This window comes from Xenophilus sp. (assembly GCF_044462705.1).
GTDB lineage: Bacteria > Pseudomonadota > Gammaproteobacteria > Burkholderiales > Burkholderiaceae_C > Xenophilus > Xenophilus azovorans.
Genome location: NZ_JBIQNC010000244.1, coordinates 3,294 through 6,524, shown reverse-complemented (window position 1 = coordinate 6,524; position 3,231 = coordinate 3,294). Strand labels below are relative to the sequence as shown.

Annotated in this window: 2 protein-coding genes; both read left to right on the top strand. The window is 76.1% G+C overall.

The window, feature by feature from the left end:
- A partial coding sequence (locus ACIY1X_RS23560; RefSeq protein WP_399685352.1) for an ATP-binding protein occupies positions 1-1,859 on the top strand: 1,859 nt, incomplete at its 5' end.
- 7 nt (positions 1,860-1,866) lie between these two features.
- The gene (locus ACIY1X_RS23555; protein WP_399685349.1) at positions 1,867-3,231 is read left to right on the top strand and encodes a sigma-54-dependent transcriptional regulator; all 1,365 of its coding nucleotides are present in this window, start codon (positions 1,867-1,869) and stop codon (positions 3,229-3,231) included.

Below are 3,231 nucleotides of genomic sequence, written 5' to 3'. Positions count from 1 at the left end.
GCCATACTGCGGCGGTGGCAGCAGCAACGACGACAGCAGCGACCGGGGGCGCGGCGCCGGCCCCGCCGCCTTTCCCTGCAGGCGGCCGGCGCTGGCTGCGCCGGCTGAGCGGCGCGGCCGGCATGCTCGCGCTGGTGGCCCTGGCGGCCTGGGGCGCCCACGCCGTGGCCCTGCGCGCCGGCCTGGCGCGGCTGGGCGAGGCGGCCAGCCACCGGCTGGACGTGGAGGCCACGCGGCTCGAAGGCGAGCTGGCGCGCTTCGAGTTCTTGCCGGCGCTGCTGGAGACCTCGCCCCAGGTGCTGGACCTGCTGGCCGCCCCGCGCGACGCCGCGCGCCGCGCCGAGGCCAGCCGCTACCTGCACGCGCTCAACGCCATCGCCGGCGCCGAGATCCTCTACGTGCTCGACCCCACCGGCTACGTCGCCGCCTCCAGCGACGACGGCCAGCCCGGCACGCCGGCCGGGCGCGACCTGTCCTACCGCCCCTACTTCCGCGACGCGCTGGCCACCGGCCGCGGCCGCTTCTACGGCCTGGGCGTGACCAGCGGCGTGCCCGGCGACTACCTGGCCTACGCGCTGCCGCGCGGCGGCCCGCTGCGCGGCGTGGCGACGGTGAAGGTGGACCTGCGGCGCACCGAGCAGGCCTGGTCGCAGATGCAGGGCGAGCTGCTGCTGGTGGACTCGCGCGGCGTGGTGGTGCTGGCCTCGCACACCGACTGGAAATACCGCCCGCTCGCGCCGCTGGACGATGCCGCGCGGCAGGAGATGGCCCAGGCCCGGCGCTACGGCGATGCGCCGCTCACGCCGCTGGCCTGGCGCGAGCTGCAGCGGCTGGACGCGCACTCCCTGCGCGTGCGCTTCGAGGGCCGGGCCTACGTCGCCACCGGCCACGCGGCCGACGACGGCCGCTGGCGCCTGCTGCTGCTGAGCGACGAGGCGCCGGTGCGCGCCGCCGCCCGCGGCGCCGCCGCCAGCGCCGCGCTGCTGACCGCCGTGCTGCTGCTGGCGGCGCTGGTGCTGCGCCAGCGCCGACGCATGGTGCGCGAGCAGCTCGCCAGCCGCGCCGCGCTGCAGGCCGCGCACGACTCGCTGGAGCGCCGCGTGCAGGAGCGCACCGCCGAATTGCGCGCCGCGCAAGCCGAGCTGGTGCATGCCGGCCAACTCGCCGTGCTGGGCCAGATGTCGGCCGGCATGGTGCACGAGCTGAACCAGCCGCTGGCGGCGCTGCGCACCCTCTCCGACAACGCCGTGCTGCTGCTGGAGCGCGGCCGCGCCGGGGAGGCCGGCGCCAACCTGGGCCGCATCGCGCAGCTCGTGCAGCGCCTGGGCCGGCTCACCGCGCAGCTCAAGGTGTTCGCGCACAAGCGCACCGAGCCGCCCGAGCCGGTGCCGCTGGACAAGGCGGTGCGCGAGGCGCTGGCGCTGCACGCCCAGCGCGTGCGCGACATGGGCGTGGCGGTGGCCGTGGTGCTGCACCCGCCCACGCTCGCCGTGCTGGCCGAGGAGACGCGGCTGGTGCAGGTGCTGGGCAACCTGCTGGGCAATGCGCTGGACGCGATGGCCGAGGGCGCCGCCGGCGCGCCGCGGCGCATCGCCGTCGAGGCCGCGGCGCCGCCGCCCGGCGCGCCCTGCCGCATCGTCGTCGCCAACAGCGGCCCGCCGATCCCGCCCGAGGTCGCGGCGCGCCTGTTCGAGCCCTTCTTCACCACCAAGCCGGCCGGGCGCGGGCTGGGCCTGGGGCTGATGATCTCGGCGCACATCGTGCAGGCCTTCGGCGGCGCGCTGCGCCCGGCGCGCGGCGAGGAGCTGCCGCCCGGCATGGGCGCCGCCTTCCTGGTGGACCTGCCGGCGGCAGAATGAGCGCCACATGGCCGACGACGCACCGCACCCCATCCGCGTGATCCTGGTCGAGGACGACGAGGACGTGCGCGTGGGCGCCGCGCAGGCGCTGGACCTGGCCGGCTTCGCGGTCGAGGCCTTCGGCGCCGTCGAGCCCGCGCGCGCCGCCGTCGCCGAGGGCGCGCCGGTCGTCGTCGTGTGCGACGTGAAGCTGCCCGGCAAGAGCGGCACCGAGTGGCTGGCCGAGCTGCACCGGCTCGACGCGCAGTTGCCCGTCATCCTCGCCACCGGCCACGGCGACATCGCGATGGCGGTGCAGGCCATGCGCGACGGCGCCTACGACTTCATCGAGAAGCCCTTCGCCTCCGAGCGCCTGGTGTCGGTGGTGCGGCGCGCCGCCGAGCAGCGCCGGCTGGCGCTGGAAGTGGCGTCGCTGCGGCGGCAGCTGGACGACTGGAGCGGCATCCAGGCCGCGCTGATCGGCCGCTCCGCCGCCATGGAGCGCGTGCGCCAGGCGGTGCGCACGCTGGCCGCGACGCCGGCCGACGTGGTGATCTACGGCGAGACCGGCACCGGCAAGGACCTGGTGGCGCGCTGCCTGCACGATCGCAGCCGCCGGCGCGACGGGAACTTCGTGCCCGTCAACTGCGGCGGCCTGCCCGAGAACCTGGTCGACAGCGAACTCTTCGGCCACGAGGCCGGCGCCTTCACCGGCGCGCTCAAGCGCCGCATCGGCAAGTTCGAGCACGCCGACGGCGGCACGCTGTTCCTCGACGAGATCGAGAGCATGCCGCTGGCGGTGCAGGTCAAGCTGCTGCGCGCGCTGCAGGAGCGCAGCATCGAGCGCGTGGGCTCTAACCAGGCCGTGCCGGTGGACTGCCGCGTGGTCGCCGCCAGCAAGACCGACCTGCGCGAGGCCAGCGAGGCGGGGCGCTTCCGCGCCGACCTGTACTACCGCCTGGGCGTGGCCTTCATCGAGCTGCCGCCGCTGCGCGAGCGGCGCGAGGACATCCCGCTGCTGTTCGAGCACTTCACGCTGCAGGCGGCGCAGCGCTACGGGCAGAGCGCGCCGGTGCCCGACACGCAGGCGCTGTCGGCGCTGCTCGGCCATGCGTGGCCGGGCAACGTGCGCGAGCTGCGCAACGTGGCCGACCGCTTCGTGCTCGGGCTGCTGGGCGAGTCGTTCTCGGACGCGCTGGGCGCCGGCGGCCGGGGCGTCTCGCTGCCGGAGCACATGGAGCAGATCGAGCGCACCCTGCTGGCCGAGTCGCTGCGGCGCCGGCACGGCGACGTGGGCCAGGCGGCGAAGGACCTGGGCATCCCCAAGGCGACGCTGTACGACAAGCTCAAGCGGCAGGGGCTGGATGCGGCGCAGTTCCGGCGCGAGGAGTGA

Excerpts from the sequence above, each read along its gene's own strand:
- ACIY1X_RS23555 (WP_399685349.1), top strand. The coding sequence starts at position 1,867 with ATGGCCGACGACGCACCGCACCCCATCCGCGTGATCCTGGTCGAGGAC.